This is a genomic window from Amnibacterium sp. CER49 (genome assembly GCF_029846255.1).
GTDB lineage: Bacteria > Actinomycetota > Actinomycetes > Actinomycetales > Microbacteriaceae > Amnibacterium.
The window spans coordinates 864,710-887,584 of the sequence record NZ_JARVWQ010000001.1; the positions used below are offsets into that span (position 1 = coordinate 864,710).

The following is a 22,875-nucleotide window of genomic DNA, read 5'->3' on the forward strand; positions in this document are numbered from 1 at the left end:
CGGACGAAGTACCTACACCCGGTATCAGGCGGAGGCGGCGGCCGCTCGCGCGTCGGCCGCGCTGCCCGCGGCGAGCGCCGCCGCGGCGCGCGCCTTCGCCTGCTCGAGCGTGACGGTGAGCAGCTCGGCGCGCACGTCGGCGAGCGCCGCCGGCGTCATCGACAGGCTCGTCGCGCCGAGCCCGACGAGCACCACCGCGAGCGCCGGGTCGGCCGCGGCCTCGCCGCAGATGCCGACGCTCTTGCCCACGGCGGCACCCGCGCGGCCAACCTCGGCGACGAGCCGGAGCACGGCCGGGTGCCACGGGTCCTGGAAGTGCGCGACCGTGCCGAGCAGCCGGTCGGCGGCGAGCGTGTACTGCGTCAGGTCGTTCGTGCCGATCGAGACGAAGTCGGCCGACTCGAGGATGTGCGCGGCGAGCAGCGCGGACGACGGCACCTCGACCATCACGCCGGCGGTCCTGATGCCGAGCTCCTTCGCGAGCGCGGTGAAGTACGCGCTCTCCTCCGGCTCGGACACCATGGGCGCCATCACCCAGAGCTCGGCCTCCGTCTCGGCGCCGGCCTCGGCGAGCGCGGTGAGCTGCTCGCGGAGGATGTCCTCGCGCTCACGGAGCACCCGCAGGCCGCGCAGGCCGAGCGCCGGGTTCTCCTCCTCGCTGTCGTTCAGGAACGCGAGCGGCTTGTCGGCGCCGGCGTCGAGCGCGCGCACGACGACCTTCTTACCCGGGAACGCCTTCAGCAGCGCGACGTACTGCGCCTTCTGCTCCCCCACCGTCGGCGCCGACTTCGCGTCGAGGAAGAGGAACTCGGTGCGGAACAGGCCGACGCCCTCGGCGCCGAGGTCGACCGCGCCCTGCGCGTCCTTCGCGTTGCCGAGGTTCGCGAGCAGCTGGATCCTCGTGCCGTCCCCGAGCACGCCCGGCGTGATCGGCCCCGACGACGCGGCGCGGCGCTCCTCGATGCGACGGTGGGCCTCGTCGACCGACGCCTGGTCGGGATCGACGTCGAGCGTGCCGGCGCCGGCATCGACGAGCAGCAGCTGCCCGTCGCGAAGGTCGTCGGCCTCGCGCACCCCGACGACCGCGGGGATGGAGCGCGCCCGGGCGAGGATCGCGGTGTGCGAGGTGGGGCCGCCGTCGCGGGTCACGAGGGCGAGCACCTTCGTGAGGTCGAGGAGCGCGGTGTCGGCGGGCGCGAGGTCGCGGGCGACGAGCACGAACGGGGTGTCCGACTCGGGCACGCCTGGGGCCGGCACCCCGGTGAGGCGCGCGATGACGCGCTGCGCGACGTCGCCCAGGTCGGCGGCCCGCTCCGCCATGTAGCCGCCGAGGCCGACGAGCATCACCTGGAACTCGAGGAACGCCTCGAAGACCGCCCGCTCGCCGGTGCGGCCGCCCGTGATGCGCGTGACGACGTCGTCGAGCAGCGTCGGGTCCTCGGCCATGAGGGCCTGCGCCTCGAGCACGTTGCGCGCGTCACCGCCGGCGCGCGCGCCGCGCTGGAGCAGCTCGGCGGACACCTGCTGCAGCGCCGTGCGGGTGCGGGCGATCTCGGCCTCGGGATCGGCGACGGTGGCGCCCTCGGGCGGCTCCGGCAGCGGGTCCGGCATCCGCCGGACCGGTCCCACCGCGAGTGCCCGTCCCACACCGATCCCGGTCAGTCGCATCGGAAGCCGCCTCCTCGCTCGCCTGCTGCCGAGCGTAGCGGCGCGCCCCGCCGAAGCACATGGACGGTCCAGGCGATCGCGCGGGCACGGGAAGTACGGTGCGCCCATGAGCGTCGAGGGCAAGCAGGGCGTCCGCGACGCCGAGCTCGCCGAGGAGGCGTCGGGCGCGAAGCCGGACCCGCAGCCGACCCGAGGCATCGCGGGCCTCATCACGCGGGTCTTCGCATGGCGCCCGCTGCGCGTGTGGTTCCACTACCTCGAGGACAACGGCCCGCTGCTCGCGAGCGGCCTCACGTACCAGGCGATCTTCGCGCTGTTCGCCTCGCTGTGGCTCGGTTTCTCCGTGGCGGGGTTCGTGGTGAAGGGCAGTCCCCACCTGCAGGACCTCGTGTTCGGGTCGCTCAACCGCTTCATCCCGGGCCTCATCGCCTACGCGGGCGACGGGGACCAGGGCCTCGTCTCCGCGAAGGTCCTCACCGAGACGACCGCGCTCAGCTGGAGCGCCGCGCTCTCGCTGATCGGCGTGCTCCTCACGGCGATCGGCTTCGTCGGCTCGCTGCGCACGGCGATCCGGATCATGTTCCGCCTGGGACCACCGACGACGATCCCGGTGCTGCTGATCCTCATCAACGCGGGCTACACGGTCGCCTTCGGCGTCGTGGTGCTGCTCACCGCCGTGATCAGCCTGCTCGCGAACACGGCGCTGTCGTTCGTGCTCGGCCTGTTCGGCCTCGGCAAGGCGACCGCCGCCGAGCAGATCGGCGCGACCGCGGTGAGCGTGCTCGTGCTGCTGCTCATCGACACCGGGCTCGTCGCGGCCGCGTTCCGCGCGCTCTCCGGCATCCGGATCCCCCGCCGTCGGCTGATCGTCGGTGCGCTCATCGGCGGCGTCGGGCTCGCCGTGCTGCAGACCGTCGGCACGAGCCTGCTCGGCGGCGCGACGACCAACCCGCTGCTCAAGGCCTTCGCGACCCTCATCGGGATCTTCCTGTACTTCAACTTCAGCTGCCAGATCCTGCTCGTCGCCGCGTCGTGGATCGCGGTGGGCATGGAGGAGGCGCGCCTCGATCCCCGGTCGCTGTCGGCGCAGCAGCGCGAGATCGACGACGCGGAGGCGCTGGAGCAGGCGCGGCGGCTCGTCGCGGACCGCAACCGGGAGGCGCTCGAGCAGCGGGTGCGCGCCGCGCGCGGGGCACGGCGCGAGCGGCTCGAGCGCGAGCTGGAGCGGGAGGTGCGGGCGGAGGAGGCCCGTCGCGCGGCCGTGCCGACGCGGAGCGAGTTCGAGCGCGCGCAGCACGAGACCGGCGACCCGGATCCCGACGCCGAGCAGGTGCGGGAGGCGGCGGCCCGGTCGTCCGGAGCGGCTCGGTAGGCTCGGGGCATGCCCGGCACGACTCTCCGCGTCGCGACCGTCAATGTGAACGGCGTGCGCGCGGCGTTCCGCAAAGGCATGGGCGACTGGCTCGACGGCCGCGGGGTCGACGTGCTCGCCCTCCAGGAGGTGCGCGCCAGCACGGAGGACCTCGAGGGCCTGCTCGGCCCGGAGTGGAACGTGCTCCACGACGCCGCGACGGCGAAGGGCCGCGCCGGGGTGGCGATCGCGTCCCGCGGGAAGGCGACCATCCACCGCGTCGCGATCGGCGAGGAGGACTTCGACACCGCCGGCCGCTGGCTCGAGGCCGACTACTCGGTCGGCGACGAGGTCCTCACCGTCGTCTCCGCCTACGTGCACTCCGGCGAGGCGGGCACCCCGAAGCAGGACGAGAAGGTGAAGTTCCTCGACGCGATGGAGGCCCGGCTGCCCGAGCTCGTCGCGCACAACCCGCTCGCGGTGGTGGTCGGCGACCTGAACGTCGCGCACCGCCGCATCGACCTGCGCAACTGGCGCGGCAACCAGAAGGCGAGCGGGTTCCTGCCCGAGGAGCGCGCGTACTGGGACCGCTGGGTCGGCGCGGAGGGCGTGGACGGCTACAACGCGGGCGCAGGTCTCGGCTGGGTCGACGTCGGGCGCCGCGCGGCGGGCGAGGTCGACGGGCCGTACACCTGGTGGTCGGTCCGCGGCCGGGCGTTCGACAACGACACGGGCTGGCGCATCGACTACCACCTCGCCTCCCCCGGGCTCGGCGAGCGCGTCGCCGACTACCGGGTCGATCGCGCGGCGTCGCACGCCGAGCGATGGTCCGACCACGCCCCCGTGGTCGTCGACTACCGCTTCTGATCCGCCCGCTCCCGCAGCGTCCCGGCCGCTCCCGCCGGACCTCCCCGTTCTCGTTCTGAAGGCATCGCCATGACCGACAAGCCCCGCCTCTTCTCCGGCATCCAGCCGAGCGCCGACTCGCTGCACATCGGCAACTACATCGGCGCGATCCTGCAGTGGAAGGAGCTGCAGGACGCCTACGACGCGATCTACTGCATCGTCGACCTGCATGCGATCACCGTGCCGCAGGACCCGGCCTCGCTCCGCGACCAGACGCGGAGCCTCGCGGCGCAGTACATCGCCGCGGGCATCGACCCGTCCCGGTCGACGATGTTCGTGCAGTCGCAGGTCGGCGCGCACCCCGAGCTCGCCTGGGTGCTGAACACCATCACCGGCTTCGGCGAGGCGAGCCGGATGACGCAGTTCAAGGACAAGGCGGCCCGCCAGGGCGCCGACGCCGCGTCGCTCGGCCTCTTCGCGTACCCGGTGCTCATGGCGGCCGACATCCTGCTCTACGACGCCGCAGCCGTGCCCGTGGGCGACGACCAGCGGCAGCACGTCGAGCTCACCCGCGACCTCGCCGGCCGGTTCAACGCCCGCTTCGGCGACACGTTCGTCGTGCCCGAGGCGCTCATCCAGCGCGAGACCGCGCGCATCTACGACCTGCAGAACCCGACGTCGAAGATGAGCAAGTCGGCCGCGAGCGAGGCGGGCGTGATCTGGATGCTCGACGAGCCGTCCGTCACCGCGAAGAAGATCCGGTCCGCCGTCACCGACACGGGCCGCGAGGTGGTGTTCGACCGCGACGAGAAGCCGGGCGTCTCGAACCTGCTCACGATCCTGTCGGCGTTCCGCGGGGTGCCGATCGCGACGCTGCAGGACGAGTACGCGGGCCGGGGCTACGGCGACTTCAAGCGCGACGTCGCCGAGGTCGTGGTCGAGACCTTCGCTCCGGTGCGCGAGCGGGCGCTCGAGCTGCAGCGCGACCCCGCGGAGCTCGACCGCATCCTCACGGCGAGCGCGGAGCGGGCTGCCGGGATCGCCGACGCGAAGGTCCGCGCCGTCTACGACCGCGTCGGCCTGTTCCCCAGGCTCTGATGATCACCCTCCGCACGTCCCGGCTCGTCCTCGAGCCGCCGACGGTGGACGACGTCGACGCGATCGCGGCGTACTGCGCCGATCCCGAGGTGCAGCGCTGGACGACCGTCCCGTCGCCGTACACGCGGGAGGACGCGGTCGCGTTCCTCGAGCACGTCGTGGCGCCGGGGTGGCGGGACGGCAGCGAGGAGTCGTGGGGCATCAGGCTGGCCGCGACGAACGAGCTGCTCGGCATGATCAGCGCCCGCCGCGCGCTCGAGGACGTCGGCTACTGGATGGGCGCCCCGTACCGCGGGCAGGGCTACCTCGTCGAGGCGCTCACCGCGGTGCTCGACCACCGCTTCGCGCAGGGCCAGGAGCTCGTGCGCTGGGAGTGCGTCCGGGGCAACGTGCCGTCGGCACGCACCGCACGCCGGGCGGGCTTCACCTACACGGGCGAGGCCCCGAGCCGCATCCGGAGCCGCGACGGCGCCTACCCGGACGCCTGGCACGGGGTGCTGCGCCGCGACGACGACCGCGCGCCGAAGCCGGGGTGGCCGGAGGCGGTCGCGTGATCCGCGTCGTCCTGTTCGACCTCGACGACACCCTGTTCTCGCACCGCGGCGCCGTCGACGACGGCCTCCTCGCGACGCTCGACACGCTCGAGCGGATCGCCCACCTCGACGACGCGGCCGAGCAGCGCCGGTGGACCGAGCTCGAGGAGCACCACTACGCCCGCTACCTGACGGGCGAGCTCGACTACCTCGGGCAGCGGCGAGCGCGGGCGCGCGACTTCCTCGCCCCCTACGGCACCGTGCTCGAGGACGACGAGGCCGAGACCTGGTTCGAGGAGTACCTGGCGCGCTACCGCGCCGCGTTCCGGCTCCACGACGACGCGCTCCCCTGCCTCGATGAGCTGGAGCGGCGTCTGCCCGGGGTCCGTTTCGGCATCATCACGAACGGCGACCTCGCCTTCCAGACCGCGAAGCTCGAGGCCCTCGGGCTCACCGACCGCGTCGAGCACCTCGTGACCTCCGGCGAGCTCGGCGTCGCGAAGCCCGACCCGCGCATCTTCGGGGCCGCGCTCACGCTGTTCGGCGCGCGGCCCGGGGAGGCCGCCTACATCGGCGATCGCCTCGTCACCGACGCCGTCGGCGCCGCCCGAGCGGGCCTCACGGGCGTCTGGCTGAACCGGACCGATGCGCGGCCCCTGCCCGAGCACCAGGCGGAGGCCGCCGCGCTCGGGGTGGCCGTGCTGCCGGACCTCACCGGCCTGCCCGACCTGCTCGCCGGCCGCTGATCGTGCCCCCGCTCGTGCGGTAGACCTGAGCAGGGACAGGGCGGGAGGCGCGGATGGCGGACGTCGTGGACATCGCGATCGTGGGCGGCGGCGTCGCCGGGCTGTCGCTCGCCGCGGCGCTCCGCGGCCGTGCCCGCACCGTCGTGCTCGAGACCGAGCCGTCGCTGTACCTCCACACGTCGAGCCGGTCGGCCGAGCAGATGCAGCCGACCTACGGGCCGGACGCCGCCCGGCGGCTGACGAGCGCCTCGATCCCGCTCGTCGCCCGCATCGCGGAGCGGCTCGGCGAGCCGATCTTCACACCGCGCCCGCTGCTCTGGCTGTCGTACGCCGACGACCGGACCGAGCTCGAGCACCTGCTCGCCACGGTGCCGGGGCTCACCGAGCTGGGCGCCCGCGAGGCGGTGCGGCGCCTCCCGGCGCTCCGCCCCGACCTGCTGCGCGACGCGGCGGTCGACGACTCCGCGGTCGAGGTGCGGGTGCCGGCGCTGCTCGAGGCGTACCGCGCGGCGGCCGAGGCCGGCGGCGTGCGGATCCTGCTGTCGTCGCCGCTCACCCGTGTGGAGCAGGCCGGTGAGCGGTGGCGCCTGACGGCCGGGGACCGCACGATCGAGGCCGCGATCGTCGTGAACGCCGCCGGCGCGTGGGCCGAGCGGGTGGGGGCGCTCGTCGGCGGCGCCCCACGGGGCCTCGTGCCGAAGCGACGCACGGTCGCGGTCGTCGAGCCGACCGCCCGGCCCGTCGAGCCGGGCTGGCCGATGGCGGCGGATGCGGCCGACACCTTCTACTTCCGGCCGCGCGGCGCGACGCTGCTCGGCTGCGTGCTCGAGGACGAGCCGAGCGAGCCCGAGGACGCGCGGCCGCGCCCGGACGTGGTCGCCAGGGTCGTCGCGCGGTTGAACGCCGTCACCGACCTGGCGCTGACGGGCGCGACGAGCGCCTGGACGGGCCTGCGCACCGTCGCGCCGGACGGCCTGCCCGTCGTCGGCCGCGACGCCGAGGTGCCGGGCCTCTACTGGCTCGCCGGCCAGGGCGGCTTCGGCATCCAGACCTCCGCCGCGCTCGGCGAGGTGGTCGCCGCCGACCTGCTCGGGGTCCCGTCGGGCCTCGACGGGCTCGACGGCGTGCTCGAGGCGATCCGCCCCGACCGGGACGCCCTCGCAGCAGCCGCGACGGCCGTCGGCGCCGAATCCCCCGTGTGATCGATCCGGACGCCCTCGGGCTCACCCGCGAGGTCGTCGCGACCCCGCTCGGCCCCGTCGTCGTGCGGACGGGGCGGCGCACCGGCGCCGTCGCCACCGTGCTGCTGCACGGGGCCGCCGGCTCGTGGACGACGTGGGCGCCGCTGCTCGCCGCGGACCCGACGATCCCCGACGTCGTCGCGCCGGACCTGCCCGGCTGGGGCGAGTCCGCGGCGCCCGCGCGCCCTGCGGACGTCGAGGCGGTGAGCAGCGCCGTCGCCGGCGTCGCCCGTGCGCTCGGCTACGAGCGCTGGACCGTGCTCGGGCACTCGCTCGGCGGCTTCGTCGCCCTCGACCTCGCGGCCCGGGAGCCCGGAGCGACCGTCGCGGTGGGGCTCGTGTCGCCGACCGGTGCGGCGGTGGTCGACGCGATCCGCCGACCGCTCCGCGGCGGCCTGCGGCTGCCCTGGTTCGCCGGGATGCTGCTCGCCATGCGCGCGCTCGCGGCCCTGCCCCGCTCGGGCCGCGGCCTGCTGCGCCTGCTCGCCCGCCTCGGCCTGCTGCGGCCGCTCGCCGCACCGCTGTTCGCCGACGTCGCACGCGTCGACGAGGCCGTCATCGCGGCGCTCGCGGACGAGATCCGGCCGGTGCCCTTCCTGCTCGCGACGCGGGCCGCGGCGGCCTACGACCTCGCCACCTGGCGCCGTGTGCGCTGCCCCGTGCGGTCGGTGCGAGGCGCGCGCGACGTGTTCGTCGGCGCGGGCGACGGAGCCGCGCTCGCCGCCCTCCTCCCCGACGGCGCCGAGCTCGTGCTGCAGGGCGCCGGGCACTTCGCCGCGGTCGAGCGCCCCGACGCGGTGCTGCGGTTCCTGGGGCCGGACCGGATCGTCACGGAACGACGGGAATAGGAAGGCTCCGCGCCGTGTCTGCTACAACACAGCTACACGTTTCGTGCTCCGGGGTCGGTGCAATTCCGAACCGGCGGTCATAGTCCGCGAACCCCGTCCGAAGGCGCTCCTCATCGAGGGAGCGACGAGGGCGGGGCCGATCCGGTGGAACTCCGGGACCGACAGTCACAGTCTGGATGGGAGAAGCACGAGGTGGGCGGTGCCGTCCGCGGCACGGCCCGCGGCGCGCACCCCGGAGCCTGCCCACCGAGGACTCCGCGATGACCACCACCGGCACGACGACGACCGTCGAGCAGGCGATGCGCCGCGCCCTCGAGCTCGCGGCGCTCGGTCCCGCGGGCGGCCCGAACCCGCAGGTCGGCTGCGTGCTGCTCTCCGCCGACGGGGAGGTGCTCGCCGAGGGCTACCACCGCGGCGCCGGCACCCCGCACGCCGAGGTCGACGCGCTCTCGCGACTGCCCGAGGGCGCCGCCCGCGGCGCGACCGCCGTCGTCACCCTCGAGCCGTGCAACCACACCGGCCGCACGGGTCCGTGCGCCGTCGCGCTGATCGAGGCCGGGGTCGCCCGCGTCGTCTTCGCGACCCGAGACCCGCTGCCGCTCGCCTCGGGCGGGGCCGCCCGGCTGCGCGCCGCGGGCGTCGCCGTCGAGGAGGGGCTGCTCGCCGACGCGGCGGACGCGCTGAACGAGCGCTGGCGCGCCGCGATCCGGCTCGGCAGGCCCTGGGTGACGGCGAAGTGGGGATCGAGCCTCGACGGCCGCATCGCGGCCGCCGACGGCACCAGCCGCTGGATCACCGGACCCGAGGCGCGCGCCGACGTGCACCGCCGCCGCGCGCAGCACGGAGCGATCGTCGTCGGCACCGGCACCGCCCTCGCGGACGACCCGGCGCTCACCGCCCGCGGCGCCGACGGGCTGCTGCCCGCGCAGCCGCTGCCGGTCGTCGTCGGCCGGCGCGACGTGCCCGGCGACGCCGCCGTCCGGCGGCACCCGCGCCCGCTGCTGCAGGTGCGCCGCCACGAACCGGCCGCCGTGCTCGCGGCGCTCGCCGAGCAGGGGGTGACGAGCGCCTTCCTCGAGGGCGGTCCCACCCTGGTCTCCGCGTTCCTCGCCGCCGGCCTCGTCGACGAGGTGCTCGTCTACCTCGCGCCGACGCTGCTCGGCGGCTCCCGCCTCGCGACGACCGATCTCGGCGTCGCCACGATCGCCGACCAGCTGCGGCTCGACGTGCGCGAGGTGCGCACGCTCGGGACCGACGTGCTGGTCGCCGCCCGCCCGCATCCTGCGGGCACCCCCTGAAGGGAAGTCGAACCATGTTCACCGGCATCATCGAGGAGCGCGGGCGCGTGCTCGCCTGGGAGCGCACGCCCGACGGCGGCGCACGCCTCACCGTCGCGGCGCCGCTCACCGCATCCGACGCCGCCCACGGCGACTCCATCGCCGTCTCGGGCGTCTGCCTCACCGTCGTCGACCGGCACGAGGGCGGCTTCACCGCCGACGTCATGGGGCAGACCCTCGCCGTCAGCGCGATCGCGGACCTCGGCCAGGGCGACGACGTGAACCTCGAGCGGGCGGCCCAGGTGGGCGACCGGCTCGGCGGCCACATCGTGCAGGGCCACGTCGACGGCGTCGGCGTGCTCGAGTCGGTGCGCGACGAGGGCGCCTGGCGCGTGCTGCGGTTCTCGCTCCCCGAGGATCTCGCTCCGCTCGTCGTCGACAAGGGCTCGATCGCGGTCGCGGGCGTCTCGCTCACGGTCTCGGCCATCGGCGAGGCCGACGGGTTCTGGTTCGAGGTGAGCCTCATCCCCGAGACGCTGCGCGCCACGACGCTCGGTGCGCTCGCACCGGGCGCTCGCGTGAACCTCGAGACCGACGTCCTCGCGCGGCACGTGCAGCGGCTGCTCGCGTTCGCGCCCGAGCGGACGGCGGTCGGCTGATGGCGCTCACCCCCATCCCCGAGGTGCTCGACGCGCTCCGCGCCGGGCGGGTCGTGATCGTCGCCGACGACGAGTGCCGTGAGAACGAGGGCGACGCCGTGATCGCGGCGCAGCACGCCACGCCGGAGACGATCGCCTGGATCGTGAACCACAGCTCCGGCTTCCTCTGCGCGCCGATGAGCAACGCGATCGCCGACCGGCTCGAGCTGCCGATGATGGTCCGGTTCAACGAGGACCCCCGCGGCACGGCCTACACGGTGAGCGTCGACGCCGCCGACCGGCACGCCACCGGCATCAGCGCCGCCGACCGGGCGCACACGCTGAACGTGCTCGCCGACCCCGGCGCGACGCCGTCCGCGCTCAGCCGGCCCGGTCACGTGCTGCCGCTGCGCGCCGTCGACGGCGGCAGCCGCGTGCGCCCGGGGCACACCGAGGCGTCCGTCGACCTCATGCGCCTCGCGGGGCTGCAGCCCGTCGCGGCGATCGCCGAGATCACCGCCGAGGACGGCACCATGATGCGGCTGCCGCAGCTGCTCGAGCTCGGCGAGCGCGAGGACGTGCCGGTGACCACCGTCGCCGCGATCGTCGCGCATCTCGACGCGAACCCCGGCCTCTGCCGCCAGGTGGGGATCAGCACCCCGCCGCCCCCGCCGCGCATCACGTTCGAGGTCGAGACGAACCTGCCGACCGAGCACGGCGTCTTCCGCGTGCGCGCCTACCGGGACCAGCTGAACGGCGACGAGCACGTCGCCCTGATCGTCGGCGAGCCCGGCCCCGGCGCGCTCGTCCGCGTGCACTCCGAGTGCCTGACCGGCGAGGCGTTCGGGTCCCTGAAGTGCGAGTGCGGCCCCCAGCTCGATGCGGCGCTCGAGCGCATCCAGCAGGACGGCGGCGTCGTCGTCTACCTGCGCGGGCACGAGGGACGCGGGATCGGACTCGTGAACAAGCTGCGCGCCTACCGGCTGCAGGAGGACGGTCTCGACACCCTCGACGCGAACCTCGCGCTCGGGCTGCCGGCCGATGCCCGCGAGTACGTCGCGGCCGCGGTGATCCTCCGCGACCTCGGCGTCGACGACGTGCGGCTGCTCACGAACAACCCGAACAAGATCGCGCAGCTCGAGGAGCACGGCGTCCACGTCGCTGAGCGGGTGCCGCTCGTCGTCGGCGTCGGCGACGTGAACGAGGCCTACCTCGAGGCGAAGCGCGAGCGGATGGGCCACCTCATCGACGACGCCGCGCTCCACCCGCTCGCCGCCGCTGCCGATGGGAGCGCGAGGTGAGCGCCGAGGGACGCCCCGAGGAGACGCCGGTCGACGGCACCGGCCTCACGGTCGCCGTGGTGCACGGCACCTGGCATCCGCGGATCGCCGACGCGCTGCTCGCCGGCGCCCGGCGCCTGCTCGACGCGTCCGGCGCGCGGGTCGTCGAGCTGGCGGTACCCGGCAGCTTCGAGCTGCCGGTCGCCGCGAAGGCGGCGCTCGAGGCGGGCGCCGACGCGGCGGTCGCGCTCGGCGTCATCATCCGCGGCGGCACCCCGCACTTCGAGTACGTGTCGAGCGCGGCGACGCAGGGGCTCACGCAGGTGGCGATCGCCACCGGCAAGCCCGTCGGGTTCGGGGTGCTCACCCTCGACGACGAGCAGCAGGGCCTCGACCGGGCCGGACTCCCGGAGTCGAAGGAGGACAAGGGCGCCGAGGCGGCCGCCGCGGCCCTCCGCACGGCGGCGCTGCTGCGCGACCTGCGGGCCTCCGGCCTGCGCTGAACCCGCCCACCAGTACCGCGTGTAGGTACTTCGTCCTGGTGTAGGTGCGACACCCGGCTTCCGCACCTACACGGGCGCGGAGTACCTACACGCGGTTGCCCGGGTCGGGCTGGGCGCCGGACCAGGTGACGCTCCGGGCCGCCGCGGCCGACGCCTCCCGCATCGCGGGCTCACGGTCCTCGCCGCGGGCGAGCGCCGCCGCCAGCGCGCCGCAGTAGGTGTCCCCCGCGCCCGTCGTGTCGACGACGTCCGCGACCCGGTCCGCGGCCACGCGGAGCTCGCCCCAGGAGGAGCCCGCACCGCCGCGGGTCACGAGCAGCTCGCCCGGCGTCGCGCCCGCCGCAGCGAGGGCCGCGGCCTCGCTCTCGTTCGCGACGACCGGGTCGCCGAGGTCGAGGACGTCCGGCGGCAGCGCCGCGTACGGGGCGACGTTGAGCACGACCCGCCCCTGCCGGGCTGAGACCCGCTTCGCCGCCTCGGCGACGACGGCGAGGTCGACCTCGAGCTGGAGCAGGAGCACGTCGCCCGGGGCCACCGCGTCGAGCGGTTCGAGGTCGGTCGTGTCGACCGCGGCGTTCGCGCCGGGCGACACGATGATCGTGTTCTCCCCGCCCGCATCGACGGCGATGGCCGCACGGCCCGTGGCGGTGCGCGGGTCGACCCGCACGTCGCGGACGTCCACGCCGTGGCGGCGCAGCGAGTCGAGGTAGGCGCGCCCGTCCGCGTCGTCGCCGACCCGGCCGATCATGCGCACCGTGGCGCCGGCGCCCGCGGCCGCGACCGCCTGGTTCGCCCCCTTGCCGCCGAAGCGGATGTCGACCGGACCGCCGAGCACGGTCTCCCCCGGCTGCGGATGACGCTCGACCCGCACGATCGCATCCACGTTCAGACTTCCGAGCACCCACACCGTCGGCATGCCGTCATCGTCCCATCGCCGAGAGGCGGGGACCCGGGCGCCGGATGCGGAGCGGCACCGCGCTCCGCACCGCGGGCACGACGCCGTCCCGCGCAAAGGCCGCCCACGCCCGGCGCATCCCGCGGCCGAGCGGGTCGAGCGCGGCCGGGTCGACGTCGCCGATCAGCAGGGCCCCCGCCCACCCGGACACGCTCGGGAACAGCAGCGGCAGCTCGCTCGAGTGGGCAGCGCCGAGGCCGCCGGGGGGCCGCCAGGCGAGCTCGTAGGTCGTCACGCGGGCGCCTGCCCGCGCGAGCAGCGTGGCGAAGGCGCGGCCACCGCGGCGGTAGACGGCGTCCGTCGTGGCGCGCAGCAGCGCGGACCGGACCGGCCGTCCGAGCACGGGCAGCGCGAAGAGCCGGACCATCGCCGGCACCAGGGCGGCGAACAGGGCGGTCTCCTCCGCGGACCAGCCGACGAGCACGTCGAACCGCGGCGCGACCCGGCGCCACGCCTCGTCGGCACGGTCCTCCGGCGGCAGCGGCGCGTGCCCGTACTGCACGCCGAACGGCATCCCCGCCCGGTAGCCGAACCGGCGTGCGGCCCGCTGCGCCCGGCCCTGCGCGGCGAACAGCACGTCCTCGGCGGCCTCCGGCTCGAGGCGCCCGACGGCGGCGAGCATGAGCGCCGTCATCCGGCTGCGGCGCCGGCGGATCCCGAAGGGTGCGCTCTGCAGGACCGCGCGCCGGAAGAGGCCCTCGGCGCCGTCCGCGATCATCAGGTGCGCGATCGCGTCGCCGCCCGAGGAGTGGCCGAACAGCGTGACGCGCTCCGGGTCGCCGCCGAAGCCGGCGACCGCGGCCCGCACGAAGCGGAGCGCCTCGAGCAGGTCGAGCAGCCCGAGGTTCGCGGGCACGCTCGCGCCGTCGCCGAGGAAGCCGAGCACGCCGAGGCGGTAGGTGACCGCGACCACGACGACGCGCTCCCCGGCGACGAGCGCGGCCGGGTCGGCGATCGGCAGGTCGCCGCCGCCTGAGACGTAGGAGCCGCCGTGGATCCACACCAGCACGGGGAGCCGCTCCCCCGGCGCGAGATCGGCCGGCACGGTGATCGACAGCCGCTGGCAGTCCTCGTCGTACGTCACGCCGCGGTTCGGGTCGCCGAGCAGCCGGCCGCCGGGCGCGAGCGGCTGCGGGCAGAGCGGCGCGGGCTCGACCGCGCGCACGACGCCCTCGTGCGGCGGCACCGGCACGGGCGCCGCGAACCGCGCCGCGGTCGCGTACCGCACGCCGAGCACGCGGACGACGTCCCCGTCGCGGACGCCCTCGTAGGCGCCGAGCGGGGTCTGGAACAGCGGCCCGGGCTCGTCGCGCACCCCACCAGGCTGGCGCATCCGTCCTCCGAGTTCGCGGATCCGGAGTTCTTCGGCGACACGCCGCTCACAGCCCAGCGATCACGGCGTGTCGGGCCAGAAGTCCGGATCCGCGCGAGAAGTCCGGATCCGCGAAGGTGGTCAGGGGATGGTGATGGTGCCCGCCTCGTGGCGCTGCTCGGTGCCGTCGGGCAGGGCCAGCACGAACGGCACCGGCGACTCGACGCGGATCGCGGTGCCGTCGACCGCGACGCGGAGCAGCCCCGCCGGGGTCGGCGCGGCGCCCTCGAACCGCTCGACGAGGCCGACGGCCGGCGCGACGCGCGCCACGGCGAAGCCGGGCTCGGCGGGGGTGACGCCGAGCACGCCGACCACGAGGTCGCGCGTCGGCGTGGAGCTCCAGCCGTGCACCGGCGTGCCCCAGCCCCAGCACTCGCCGAACGTGTCGTAGTCCTCGAGGAAGACGGACCAGCGGCGGATGCTCGTCAGCACCAGATCGGTGCGGCCCGCTGCCTCGAACGCGTCGTGCACGACGTGCGCGGCGAACGGCTCGGCGACGACGACCTCGCGCTCCGCGTCCCAGTCGATGGTCTGCACGCCCCGCATCTGGTCGAGGATCTTCTGCTGGTCGTAACCGCCGTCGCCCCCGATCCACGACCGCACCACCCAGCGGTCGGCATCGCCGATCCAGTCGATCACCCGGCCGACCCGCTCCTGCGGCAGCAGCCCGGACACGATCGCGAGGGCGCCCGCGAGCTGCGAGGCCGCCGGCTCCCGCCGCCCGCCGAGCACGTGGTCGACCACCGTGCCGCGCTCGTCGTCCCAGAACTGCTCGAAGCCGCGCGCGGCCCGACCGTGCAGCTCCCGCGCCCACGCCGCCGAGCCCGCGTCGCCCAGCGCCTCGGCGAGCTCGGCGTAGTCCTGCAGGCCGCGCGCCCAGAGCGCGGTGAGGATCGCGCTGCGACCGGTGAGCAGGAGGCTCGACCAGTCGACGAGGTTCCACTCGGGCACGTCGGCGATCACGTCGCTCTCGTCGAGGTACGGCCCGTACCACTCGAGGATGCGCCGCACGGTCGGCAGCGCGGCCTGCACCGCACCGCGATCGCCCGCGTAGCGGTGCAGGTTCCGGACCCCGCGGATCCAGTAGAGCGACCAGTCGGCGATCGTCGCCGCGCCGCTGTACTCGATCTCGCCGACGACGGTCATCGGCAGGATGCCGTCGGCTCGCGGGGAGTTGCCGAGCTCGACGTACCAGGCGGCCATCCGCCAGTCCGTCGAGGTGGTGAGATGCACGGACTGGTGCACGACGCCGTCGCCCACCCACGCCCGCTGCTCGCGGGTCGGGCAGTCGATGTAGGCGTCGAGCGCGTTCAGGGTCACGGTGCGGCGGCCCGCCGTGTAGAGCGCGTCGAGCTCGGGATCGCTCGAGCGGAAGAAGGCGTCGCCCGTGATGGGGTAGGTGCGCTCGCGGACGGCGAACCCCGTGATCGCGACCCGCGCCGCGACCGGAGTCGTGACGAGCGCGGTGACGTAGCGGAAGCCGTTCACCTCGAGCGCCTCGAACCGGTCGTCATGACCGCGGGCGATGTAGCGCGCACCGGTGCGCGGCACCGAGAACTCCTCCGCGTCACGCTCCGCTGCGGGCTTCTCGCGGTACAGCAGATCGACGACGGTGCCCTCCGGAGCGTCGAGGGCGAGCTCGACGAGCCCGGCGGTGATGCGGCCGAAGTCGAGCTCCACGCCGCGCGTCTCCCCCGCGCCGGCGTCGAAGGCGAGCACGGCGGGATCCTGCGGCTCGCCGCGGCCGGCGAACCGGCTCCAGGCGCGCAGCACGTCGTCGACCGGGTGGTCGCCCGGATCGGCGCCACCGGGCACCGGCGGCGCGACCGCTGCGCTGCGCGGGCGGACGATGTCGTCGCCCTGCTGCCCGATCGGCCGCGGGAGCAGGGGGCCGTAGGGATCCGTTGGCGGCTGCGACCGCGCGAGCGAGCCGATGTGCGTCGCCGGCAGCACCGCGGCAGGGTTCCAGCCGTGCCCGCCGCCGTCGCGCCACGACGGGTCGAGCAGGCGGGCGTCGAGGATCTCGACGGGCACGCCGTCGATCCCGGCGCGCGGCGCGGCCGTCCACGCCGGCACCGCCTTCGCCTCCCATCCACCGTCCGTGGCGACCTCGACCTCGCCGAGCTCGCCCTCCGCGACGAGCACGCCGACCCGCCCGAGGCCCTCGTTGAACGCCGACGGCTGCCAGAACGAGTTCGGCACGCCGTAGTAGGTGACGAGCACGACGACCGTGTTCTCCCCCTCGCGGAGGTACGGGGCGAGGTCGACCTCGTCGTAGCGGAGCCGACGGGGCTGCGAGCGGACCGGGCCGCGTGCGGCCTCGCGCCCGTTCACGAGCAGCAGGTAGCGGGAGTCGGCGGTGAGCCGGAAGGGCGCCGACGCCGGGACGGCGGCGAGCTCGACACGGCGGCGGAACAGGGTGCGGGCGAAGTCGCCGCCGCCCTCCCCGTGCCACTGCGGTTCACCGCCCGCCGGCGCCGCGGGCGGCTCGAGGCCGATCCAGGATCCCCGCCAGGAGCGCGGCCAGGCGTGGGGAGCGACATCGGGCATCGGGACCTCCGGAGGTCGAGGGGAACGGCGGATCAGGCGGGCACGCCGGCGGGCTCCGACAGCGTCGTGGCGAAGCGGTGGGCGCCGGCGCCGACGACCGATCGGGTGCCCGCGGCGTCGGGCAGCACGACCGTCGCGGTCGTGCCCGTCGGCACGACGACGTCGAGCAGGAAGTCGTCGCCGTTCCGCCGCCAGGCGACGCTCGCCGGTCCGTACGGCGTCTCGAGCGCGGCGGACGCCGACTCGAGCGGACCCGGCTGCGGCGCGACGAGCAGCTCGCGGTAGCCGGGCGCGGCGGGCGCGAGGCCCGCGACGCGGCGGTGGAGGAAGTCGGCGACAGCGCCGAAGGCGTAGTGGTTGAACGACGTCATCCCGCCCGGGTTGATGCTGCCGTCGGGCAGCATGCTGTCCCAGCGCTCCCAGGTCGTCGTCGCGCCCATCACGACCTGGTAGAGCCACGACGGGCAGCCGCGCTCGAGCAGCAGGCGGTAGGCGGCGTCGATCTGCCCGGTCGCCGCGAGCGCGTCGAGGATCAACGGCGTGCCGACGAAGCCCGTCTGGATGCGGTAGCCGCCCTCCGCCGCGAGCTCGGCGAGCCGGGCGCCGGCCGCGACGCGGTCCGCCTCGTCCGGCAGCAGGTCGAAGCCGATCGCGAGCGAGAGGCCGGTAGCGGTGCCGAGCGGCCCGAAGTCGTTGCCGCCGCGGTACGCCGCGAGGAACGCTGCGAGGGTGCGGTCGGCGAGCCCGGTGAAGCGGACCTCGTCGTCCGGACGGCCGAGCACGGCTGCTGCCCGCGCGACGAGTCGAGCGGAGTGCACGAGGTAGGCGTTCGCGACGAGGTACTTGTCGGTCCGCGCCTCGGCGGGCCGGTCGGGCGGCGCGGTCGGGTCGAGCCAGTCGCCGAGCTGCGTGCCGGTGCGGATCAGGCCGTCCGGCCCGGCGAGCGCGGCGCAGTGCTCGACCCAGGCGCGCATGCTCGGCCACTGCGCGCCGAGCACGCCGGCGTCGCCGAAACGCTCGTAGAGCGTCCATGGCACGACGACGGCGGCGTCACCCCACGCGGCCGACTCGAAGCCGTGCGAGAAGCCGAGCGGCAGCCACGGCACGTAGTCGGGCACCGCGCCGTCGGAGCGCTGCTCGGCGGCGAGGTCGCGCAGCCAGCTGACCAGCGTGCCGGCGCTGTCGAAGAGGAAGGCGGCCGTCGGCGCGAAGATCTGGATGTCGCCCGTCCAGCCGAGTCGCTCGTCGCGGTTCGGGCAGTCGGTGGGCAGCCCGACGAAGTTGCCGCGCATGCTCCAGACGACGTTCTCGTGCAGGCGGGTGAGCAGCGGGTCGCTCGCCGCGAAGCCACCGGTGGGTCGCAGGTCCGACGAGATCACCTGCGCGACGACGTCGCCGTCGGCGAGCCCCCCGGGCCAGTCCTCGAGCTCGGCGTAGCGGAACCCGTGGATCGTGAAGGCGGGCGCCCAGCGCTCGCGGCCCGTTCCCGCGAGCACGTAGGTGTCGACGGCGGTCGCGGCGCGGAGCGGCCGGGTGCCGAGCTCGTCGTGCTCGAGCACCTCGGCGTGGTGCAGCCGCACCGCGTGCCCGCGGGGCCCCTCGACCTCGACGCGCAGGCGTCCGGCGATGTTCTGGCCGAAGTCGAGCCGGATGCGGCCGTTCGGGCGCCGCTCGACGGCGACGGGCGCGAGCTCGCCGACGACGCGGATCGGCGGGTCGAGCGCAGGCTCGAGCACCGCAGGGAAGTCCGACGACGGGAGCAGCGCGGGACGCTCCCAGCCGGTGTCGTCGAAGCCGGGGGCGTCCCAGCCCGCGGGCAGCAGCCGGGCGTCGAAGCTCTCCCCCTCGTAGAGGCCGGCGGCGGTGACGGGGCCGGCGCTCGAGCGCCAGCGGTCGCCGAGCGGCACGACCTCGACACGACCGTCGGGCCGGGTGATCTCGAGCTGCGCGAGCAGCGCCACGTCGGGTCCGTAGACGTCCCAGAGGCCGCCGTCGAAGCCGATGTGGCCGCGGTACCAGCCGTCCGCGACCTGCGCGGCGAGCACGTTCTCGCCCCGCCGCAGGCGGTCGGTGACGTCGTAGGTCTGCGCGCGGATGCGCGACCGGTAGCTGGTCCATGCGGGGTCGAGCACCGAGTCGGCCACGGGCTCGCCGTTCAGCGCGAGCGTGAAGACACCGTGGGCGGTGGCACGGATCCGGGCCCGCCGCACCTCGCCGTCGAGCGGGACCGCGGCGCGCAGCAGGAACCCGGGACGCACCCCCGACCGGGACGCGGCGGGCGACGGCGAGACGAACGGCTCGGTCCAGTCGGTCGGGGCGAGCAGGCCCGCCTCGACGGCGAGCGGCTCGCTCCAGCCGGTCGTGGTGCCGTCGTCGAGGCGCGCACGGATGCGGACCGCGACGGCCTGCCGGGAGACGAGCGGCGCGAACGGCCAGTCGACGAGCACCCGGTCGGGCGTCGGCGACTCGGCGCGCTGCACCCTGCCTTCGTCGTCGGTGAGCTCGAGCTCCGCCGCCGCCTGGTCGACGCCCGGCGCGACACCCTCGAGCCGCCAGGACAGCCGGGGGCGCGCCGAACCGAGCCCGAGCGCATCGGCCCGGTACTCGGCTCGGAGCGCGACGACGCGCGCCGTCACCCCTTCACCGCGCCGCTGGTCAAGCCGGCGACGATCTGGCGGTTGAAGAAGATGAACATGACGAGCGGCGGGATCGTGATCAGCAGGATGTCCATGAAGAGCAGGTTGTAGAAGCTCTGGCTCTGCCCCTGGAACTGGTACAGCGTCAGCTGCACGGTCGCGTTCTCGTCGCCGGGCAGGAAGTAGAGCGGTCCGGCGAAGTCGTTGAAGACCACGACGGCCTGCACCACGATCACGGTGACGAGCACCGGTCGCAGCAGCGGCAGGATCACCCGGAAGAACATCCGGATCGGCCCGGAGCCGTCGATGACGGCGGCCTCGTCGAGCTCCTTCGGGATCGTCGCGACGAACGCCCGGAACAGCAGGATGTTGAACGAGAGCCCGAAGGTGGCCTCGATGAGGATCATCCCGAGCATGGTCTTGTAGAGCCCGAGCCCCTGCAGCACCCAGATCGTCGGCACGACCGCGGGGGGCACGATGAGGCCCGCGAGCACGAAGAAGTTGATCACCGGGTTCCAGCGGCTCGGCTTGCGCTGCAGCACGTAGCCGACCATCGCGGCGAACACCGTCGTGACCGCGACGCTGAACACCGTGAGGATCGTGCTGTTCACGAACGCGCGGAAGATGATGCCGTCGTTGTAGGTGAGCACGTCGCCGAGGTTCTGGAAGAAGAGGAACTGCTTCGGCCACGAGAAGGCGAGCGTCTGCGCGTCGGCCGGATCCTTCGCCGCCTGCAGGACGACGTAGACGAACGGCACCAGGAAGACGACCACCGAGACGACGACGGCGATGACCCCCGTGATCCACGCCCGGGTGCGCTGCGCCTTCACAGCTCGACCTCCTTGCGGTTCAGGAAGTACGAGATCGGCACCATGATCACCGTCACCACGAGGAACAGCACCACGTTGCCGGCCGTCGACAGCCCGTAGAACCCGGCCTGGTACTCCTTGTAGATCACGGAGGCGATCACGTCGCTCGTGAAGCCGGGGCCGCCGCCCGTCGTCGCCCAGATGAGGTCGAACGACCGCAGGCCGCCGATGAGCGACAGGATGATGACGGTCGCCATCGCGGGGCGCGACAGCGGCAGCGTGATCGTGCGGAGGATCTTCCAGCTGCCCGCGCCGTCCATGCGCGCTGCCTCGAAGTACTCCTGCGGGATGGCGACGATGCCGGCCATGAAGATCAGGGTGGCGATGCCGACGCCCTTCCAGATGTCGACCGCGGCGATCGACCAGAGCGCGAGCTTCGGGTCCGTGAACCAGCCCGGCTGCGGCAGCCCGACGGCGCCGAGGATGCCGTTCACCATGCCGTGGAACGGGTCGAGCAGGTTCTTGAAGACGATGCCGACGCCGATCGTCGAGACGAGCACCGGGAAGAAGATGACCGCTCGCAGGTAGCCGCGCGCGATGACGGGACCGGTGAGCAGCAGCGCGAGCAGGAACCCGATGACGACCTTCGCGGCGCTCGTGGCGAAGCCGTACTCGAAGGTGTGGATGAAGCCCGAGATCAGCTGCGGGTCCTGGAAGAACTCGACGAAGTTGCCGAAGCCGATGAACGTGTTGTCGAACAGCGTCCACCTCGTGAGCGCGAAGTAGAACGACGCGAAGGTCGGCACCGCGAAGAACACGACGTAGAGCGCGATCGCCGGGATGTAGAACCACGACGGGTAGAAGGACTTGATCTTGCGGCGGGCAGGGGCGCCGCCGTTCTTCGTGAGCGCGGCGGCCGGCTTCAGCGCGGACGTCGTGGTGGCGGTCGTCATGCTGCACTCCTCATCGAGCGGACCCTCTCCCCAGTGTCGTGCTTCGAGGAAGGGGCCGGCGACTGGATGGTCGCCGGCCCCCGTGGATCGGAGCCGGAGCCCCGATCAGCCCCAGGCCTTGAGGCCCAGCTGCTGCGCCTGCTTCTTCACGTCGTCGTCGTAGAGCTTCGCGCCCTGCGCCGCCGACGAGATGCCCGAGCCGACCTGGATGAGGATCTTCTCGAGGTTCGGGCCCTTGATCGGCGAGAGGAACTCGAGCGCGACGCCCGACTTGCCCTGGTCGATGTACTTCTGGGTGTCCGCCACGAGGGCCGGAGCGGTGCTCGGCACCTTGCACTGGCTGATCGCGTACGGGCCGGACGGCAGGCCGGTCTTGTTCTGGATGTCGCAGCCGGCGGGCGAGTTCAGCCAGGCGACGAACTTCTTCGCCGCGATGAGCTTCTGCCCGGTGGTCGTCTTCGGGATGTAGGCGCCGCCCGGCTCCCAGATGGTGAGGTGGGTGTCCGAGGCGTTGTCGGCCGGGATCGGGAAGACGCCGATGTCGTTCACCTTGCTCGGGTCGCTCTGCAGCACGTTGCCGATGACCACCGCGATCATCGGGTACTGCGCGGCCTTGCCCTCGGCGAGCTCCTTCAGGCCGTTCACGTTCGTGAGCGACGCGTAGTCCTTGTTCGCGAGGCCGAGCTGGTGGATCTGCGCCGTGTGCTCGAAGCCCTCGAGCGCGGGCATCTTCGAGTACTTCGCGCTCGGGTCGTTGTCGGTGTACTTGGTCGCCCACTGCGGGTCGCTCGCGCTGATGTTCGCGTAGCTGCCGAGCACGAACAGCTGGCTGGTCCACGTGTCGCCGTAGGTCTGCAGCACCGGCGTGATGCCCGCGGCCTTGATCTTCTTGCTGTTGGCGATGAACTCGTCCCAGCTCGTCGGGATCGACAGGTGGAGCTTCTCGTAGACCTTCTTGTTGTACATGATGCCGCCGGCGAAGGTCGTGCCCGCCGGGGCGCCGTAGGTCCCCTTGCTCGTGCTCACCGTGGCCTTGAAGTCCTTGGTGATGTTCTTCACCCAGGGCTCGTTCGTGAGCGGCTGCAGCGTCTGGTCCGGGTGCAGCGCCTGGAACAGCGAGCCGGAGTTGTAGAGGAAGACGTCGTCCATCTCGCCGGTCGAGAGGCGGGTCTTGATCAGGTTGTCGCCGTCGGTGCCGCCCGGGCGCGTGTCGACCGTCACCGTGACCTTCGGTTCGGCCTTGTGGAAGCCGGCCGCGTACTGCTTCGCGGTCGCGATCGACACCGGGTCGTTGCCGCCCGCGAGCAGCTTGATCGTCACGTTGCTCGTGAGCTTGCCCGAGCTCGTGTCGCTGGTGCTGCCGCCGCCACCGGCGGACGAGCCACCGAGTCCACCGGAGCAGCCGGCGAGTGAGGCGACGAGCAGGGCGGTGCCGCCCAGGGCCACCGCCGTCCTCGCCGCGGTTCCGCGGAAGACCATCGCTTACCTCCTCGTAAGTGGCCGGAACGTCCCGGCAGCGCTTTTGAAACGCTTCAAGCCGAAAGGATGAACCAGAGCGGGAGGCGCGTCAA

At 74.0% G+C, this 22,875-nt stretch carries 19 protein-coding genes and 1 riboswitch; of the genes, 11 read left to right on the forward strand and 8 right to left on the reverse strand.

Annotated features, from left to right (window positions below):
* Window positions 1-24: 24 nt before the first annotated feature.
* Window positions 25-1,668: a phosphoenolpyruvate--protein phosphotransferase gene (ptsP, locus tag QDR37_RS04095; protein ID WP_279712305.1), complete on the reverse strand. Its 1,644-nt coding sequence runs from the start codon at window positions 1,666-1,668 to the stop codon at window positions 25-27.
* Between the two features lie 106 nt (window positions 1,669-1,774).
* Between ptsP and QDR37_RS04100 the strand changes: the two genes are divergently transcribed.
* The 11 genes from QDR37_RS04100 to ribH all read left to right on the forward strand — a co-directional run bounded on the left by QDR37_RS04100 (window position 1,775) and on the right by ribH (window position 12,029).
* Window positions 1,775-3,040, forward strand: coding sequence for a YihY/virulence factor BrkB family protein (locus QDR37_RS04100; RefSeq protein ID WP_279712306.1), 1,266 nt, complete (start codon window positions 1,775-1,777; stop codon window positions 3,038-3,040).
* A gap of 9 nt (window positions 3,041-3,049) precedes the next feature.
* Window positions 3,050-3,886, forward strand: a complete 837-nt coding sequence (locus QDR37_RS04105; RefSeq protein ID WP_279712307.1) for an exodeoxyribonuclease III — start codon at window positions 3,050-3,052, stop codon at window positions 3,884-3,886.
* A 69-nt stretch (window positions 3,887-3,955) separates the two neighbouring features.
* The gene (gene trpS / locus QDR37_RS04110) at window positions 3,956-4,963 is read left to right on the forward strand and encodes a tryptophan--tRNA ligase (protein WP_279712308.1); all 1,008 of its coding nucleotides are present in this window, start codon (window positions 3,956-3,958) and stop codon (window positions 4,961-4,963) included.
* Window positions 4,963-5,517 carry a GNAT family N-acetyltransferase gene (locus tag QDR37_RS04115; protein ID WP_279712309.1) on the forward strand — a complete coding sequence of 185 codons (555 nt, stop codon included), beginning with the start codon at window positions 4,963-4,965 and terminating at the stop codon, window positions 5,515-5,517. Before trpS ends, QDR37_RS04115 begins: the two co-directional genes overlap by 1 nt.
* Window positions 5,514-6,242: an HAD family hydrolase gene (locus QDR37_RS04120; protein WP_279712310.1), complete on the forward strand. Its 729-nt coding sequence runs from the start codon at window positions 5,514-5,516 to the stop codon at window positions 6,240-6,242. Before QDR37_RS04115 ends, QDR37_RS04120 begins: the two co-directional genes overlap by 4 nt.
* 53 nt (window positions 6,243-6,295) lie before the next feature.
* Window positions 6,296-7,444, forward strand: a complete 1,149-nt coding sequence (locus QDR37_RS04125) for an FAD-binding oxidoreductase (RefSeq protein WP_279712311.1) — start codon at window positions 6,296-6,298, stop codon at window positions 7,442-7,444.
* Entirely contained in the window at window positions 7,441-8,331 is an 891-nt protein-coding gene (locus QDR37_RS04130; protein ID WP_279712313.1) for an alpha/beta hydrolase, read from the forward strand. Before QDR37_RS04125 ends, QDR37_RS04130 begins: the two co-directional genes overlap by 4 nt.
* A gap of 39 nt (window positions 8,332-8,370) precedes the next feature.
* A riboswitch (FMN riboswitch) is annotated at window positions 8,371-8,524 on the forward strand.
* Between the two features lie 67 nt (window positions 8,525-8,591).
* Window positions 8,592-9,629, forward strand: a complete 1,038-nt coding sequence (ribD, locus tag QDR37_RS04135) for a bifunctional diaminohydroxyphosphoribosylaminopyrimidine deaminase/5-amino-6-(5-phosphoribosylamino)uracil reductase RibD (RefSeq protein WP_279712315.1) — start codon at window positions 8,592-8,594, stop codon at window positions 9,627-9,629.
* Window positions 9,630-9,643: 14 nt separating this feature from the next.
* Window positions 9,644-10,267 (forward strand): riboflavin synthase, encoded by a 624-nt coding sequence (locus QDR37_RS04140; protein ID WP_279712316.1) that lies wholly within the window; start codon window positions 9,644-9,646, stop codon window positions 10,265-10,267.
* Window positions 10,267-11,547: a GTP cyclohydrolase II gene (gene ribA, locus QDR37_RS04145; RefSeq protein WP_279712317.1), complete on the forward strand. Its 1,281-nt coding sequence runs from the start codon at window positions 10,267-10,269 to the stop codon at window positions 11,545-11,547. The genes QDR37_RS04140 and ribA overlap by 1 nt, the downstream gene beginning before the upstream one ends.
* Complete coding sequence (gene ribH / locus QDR37_RS04150; RefSeq protein WP_279712318.1) at window positions 11,544-12,029, forward strand: 6,7-dimethyl-8-ribityllumazine synthase; 486 nt, start codon at window positions 11,544-11,546, stop codon at window positions 12,027-12,029. The genes ribA and ribH overlap by 4 nt, the downstream gene beginning before the upstream one ends.
* An 85-nt stretch (window positions 12,030-12,114) precedes the next feature.
* Here ribH and QDR37_RS04155 read toward each other — a convergent pair whose 3' ends face one another.
* The 7 genes from QDR37_RS04155 to QDR37_RS04185 form a co-directional block, all read right to left on the reverse strand.
* Entirely contained in the window at window positions 12,115-12,945 is an 831-nt protein-coding gene (locus tag QDR37_RS04155; RefSeq protein WP_279712319.1) for a PfkB family carbohydrate kinase, read from the reverse strand.
* Between the two features lie 4 nt (window positions 12,946-12,949).
* On the reverse strand, window positions 12,950-14,299 hold the full coding sequence (locus QDR37_RS04160; RefSeq protein WP_279712320.1) for a carboxylesterase family protein: 1,350 nt from the start codon (window positions 14,297-14,299) through the stop codon (window positions 12,950-12,952).
* Between the two features lie 138 nt (window positions 14,300-14,437).
* Window positions 14,438-16,906: a family 78 glycoside hydrolase catalytic domain gene (locus QDR37_RS04165; RefSeq protein WP_279712321.1), complete on the reverse strand. Its 2,469-nt coding sequence runs from the start codon at window positions 16,904-16,906 to the stop codon at window positions 14,438-14,440.
* A gap of 32 nt (window positions 16,907-16,938) precedes the next feature.
* On the reverse strand, window positions 16,939-19,542 hold the full coding sequence (locus QDR37_RS04170) for a glycoside hydrolase family 78 protein (protein ID WP_279712322.1): 2,604 nt from the start codon (window positions 19,540-19,542) through the stop codon (window positions 16,939-16,941).
* Window positions 19,539-20,372: a carbohydrate ABC transporter permease gene (locus QDR37_RS04175; RefSeq protein ID WP_279712323.1), complete on the reverse strand. Its 834-nt coding sequence runs from the start codon at window positions 20,370-20,372 to the stop codon at window positions 19,539-19,541. The genes QDR37_RS04170 and QDR37_RS04175 overlap by 4 nt, the downstream gene beginning before the upstream one ends.
* Entirely contained in the window at window positions 20,369-21,304 is a 936-nt protein-coding gene (locus QDR37_RS04180; protein ID WP_279712324.1) for a sugar ABC transporter permease, read from the reverse strand. The genes QDR37_RS04175 and QDR37_RS04180 overlap by 4 nt, the downstream gene beginning before the upstream one ends.
* 105 nt (window positions 21,305-21,409) lie before the next feature.
* On the reverse strand, window positions 21,410-22,783 hold the full coding sequence (locus tag QDR37_RS04185; protein WP_279712325.1) for an ABC transporter substrate-binding protein: 1,374 nt from the start codon (window positions 22,781-22,783) through the stop codon (window positions 21,410-21,412).
* Window positions 22,784-22,875 lie beyond the last annotated feature (92 nt).

Bases quoted from the DNA above. Each gene is read 5' to 3' on its own strand.
- QDR37_RS04100 (WP_279712306.1), top strand. From the start codon at position 1,775: ATGAGCGTCGAGGGCAAGCAGGGCGTCCGCGACGCCGAGCTCGCCGAG.
- QDR37_RS04155 (WP_279712319.1), bottom strand. From the start codon at position 12,945: ATGCCGACGGTGTGGGTGCTCGGAAGTCTGAACGTGGATGCGATCGTG.
- trpS (WP_279712308.1), top strand. From the start codon at position 3,956: ATGACCGACAAGCCCCGCCTCTTCTCCGGCATCCAGCCGAGCGCCGAC.
- QDR37_RS04185 (WP_279712325.1), bottom strand. From the start codon at position 22,783: ATGGTCTTCCGCGGAACCGCGGCGAGGACGGCGGTGGCCCTGGGCGGC.
- QDR37_RS04105 (WP_279712307.1), top strand. From the start codon at position 3,050: ATGCCCGGCACGACTCTCCGCGTCGCGACCGTCAATGTGAACGGCGTG.
- ptsP (WP_279712305.1), bottom strand. From the start codon at position 1,668: ATGCGACTGACCGGGATCGGTGTGGGACGGGCACTCGCGGTGGGACCG.
- QDR37_RS04125 (WP_279712311.1), top strand. From the start codon at position 6,296: ATGGCGGACGTCGTGGACATCGCGATCGTGGGCGGCGGCGTCGCCGGG.
- QDR37_RS04115 (WP_279712309.1), top strand. From the start codon at position 4,963: ATGATCACCCTCCGCACGTCCCGGCTCGTCCTCGAGCCGCCGACGGTG.
- ribA (WP_279712317.1), top strand. From the start codon at position 10,267: ATGGCGCTCACCCCCATCCCCGAGGTGCTCGACGCGCTCCGCGCCGGG.
- QDR37_RS04140 (WP_279712316.1), top strand. From the start codon at position 9,644: ATGTTCACCGGCATCATCGAGGAGCGCGGGCGCGTGCTCGCCTGGGAG.
- QDR37_RS04180 (WP_279712324.1), bottom strand. From the start codon at position 21,304: ATGACGACCGCCACCACGACGTCCGCGCTGAAGCCGGCCGCCGCGCTC.
- QDR37_RS04165 (WP_279712321.1), bottom strand. From the start codon at position 16,906: ATGCCCGATGTCGCTCCCCACGCCTGGCCGCGCTCCTGGCGGGGATCC.
- ribD (WP_279712315.1), top strand. From the start codon at position 8,592: ATGACCACCACCGGCACGACGACGACCGTCGAGCAGGCGATGCGCCGC.